Below are 1,549 nucleotides of genomic sequence, written 5' to 3'. Positions count from 1 at the left end.
CGCGGACACACCCTTGAGGCTGTTCACGAGCGTGGACACGGCGATTTTGGGCGGATATTCGACCAGCAGGTGTACGTGGTCGTCCTCCCCGTTGAACTCGACGAGGCGGGCGCTGAAGTCGGCGCACACGTCGCGCATGGTCTGCTCGCAGGTGTTGAGCATCGCCGCGTCGAACACCCCACGCCGGTACTTCGTCACGAAGACCAAGTGAATGTGAAGCGCGGAAACCACGTGTCTACCGCGCCGATAGTCATCGGAGATGTCCATAGACCAAGTATGCTTGGTGGCGTGTCGACCGTCCGATACCGCTACCGCGCCTACCCGGCCCCAGCGCAGGTGCAGGCATTGGCGCGGGCGTTCGGATGCGCCCGGGTCGTCTACAACGACGCAATCCGGCTACGTGATGAGACGCACGCGGCAGGCGAGAAGATCTCCGACACCGAGGTACAGCGCCGGGTCATCACGCTGGCGAAGAAAACTCCCGAACGGGAATGGCTCGGTCACGTCTCGTCGGTCGTTCTGGTGCAGGCATCGCAGGATGCGCGGAAGGCATGTCGGAACTGGTTCGACTCGCTGTCAGGCAAGCGGAAGGGCCGCCGGGTCGGGCGCCCCCGGTTCCGGTCTCGGAAGGACAACCGGCAGTCGATCCGGCTTACCCGCAACGGCTTCGGTGTCACTGCGCGGGGCGTGCAGCTAGCGAAGATCGGTAATGTTCGGCTTGAATGGTCGCGGCCGTTACCATCGGTCCCATCATCGGCCACGGTGATCCGGGAAGCGGACGGCCGGTACTACGTGTCGTTCGTTGTCGATGTCACCGACGAGCCCTATGCGCCAACGTCGAGCGAGGCGGGGATCGATCTGGGTCTCGAACGGCTGGCAACCGTGTCGACCGGCGAGATCGTGGCCAATCCACGCCACCTGCGCACCGCTTGGCGCCGCCTGAGCAGGGCTCAACGGGCACTGGCCAGGAAGAAGAAAGGCTCGGCGAACCGGGCGAAAGCGGTCCGCCGTGTGGCGGTATTGCACCGGAAGGTCCGAGAGACCCGCCGAGACCATCACCACAAGCTCGCCGCTCGACTTGTTCGCGACAACCAAGCGATCTACGTTGAGGATCTTGCGGTGTCCGGTCTCGCCCGAACGAAACTCGCGCGGGCGGTCCACGACGCTGGCTGGTCGAAACTGGTCGGCCTGCTGGAGGAGAAGGCCGCGCGGCGTGGTCGAAGCGTGGTGCGGGTAGGCCGGTTCTTCCCGTCGTCACAACTCTGCTCAGCCTGCGGAGTGAAAGATGGTCCGAAGCCACTGGCGGTCCGGACGTGGACGTGCCCGGCCTGTAACACCACACATGATCGTGATTTGAATGCGGCCCGGAACATCCTGTTCGAGGGACAGCGCATCGTCGCCGCCGGGCGGGTGGAGACGGTAAACGCCTGTGGAGTCGATGTGAGACCGGCACCCGTGCCGGCAGTCGGCAGTGAAGCAGGAACCCACCGAGGTGCGGCATGAACCGCACGGTAGGAATCCCCGTCCTTCAGGGCGGGAGGACGTCAAC

At 64.6% G+C, this 1,549-nt stretch carries 2 protein-coding genes; one reads left to right on the top strand and one right to left on the bottom strand.

Features of this window, described 5'->3' with window-relative positions; genetic code table 11:
• Positions 1 to 267 (bottom strand): IS200/IS605 family transposase (gene tnpA, locus MJ783_RS21845; protein WP_239313428.1); only part of this gene is annotated, 267 nt, incomplete at its 3' end.
• A gap of 21 nt (positions 268 to 288) precedes the next feature.
• On the opposite strand from tnpA, the gene MJ783_RS21840 reads away from it, so the two are divergent.
• Positions 289 to 1,503: a transposase gene (locus tag MJ783_RS21840; RefSeq protein ID WP_239313425.1), complete on the top strand. Its 1,215-nt coding sequence runs from the start codon at positions 289 to 291 to the stop codon at positions 1,501 to 1,503.
• Positions 1,504 to 1,549 lie beyond the last annotated feature (46 nt).

Origin of the sequence: Protofrankia sp. Cj3, assembly GCF_917627355.1 — a bacterium.
In the GTDB taxonomy this organism is placed as follows: Bacteria; Actinomycetota; Actinomycetes; order Frankiales; family Frankiaceae; genus Protofrankia.
The sequence above is the reverse complement of the archived record's forward strand: the minus strand, read 5'-3'. Positions and strand labels throughout refer to the sequence as shown.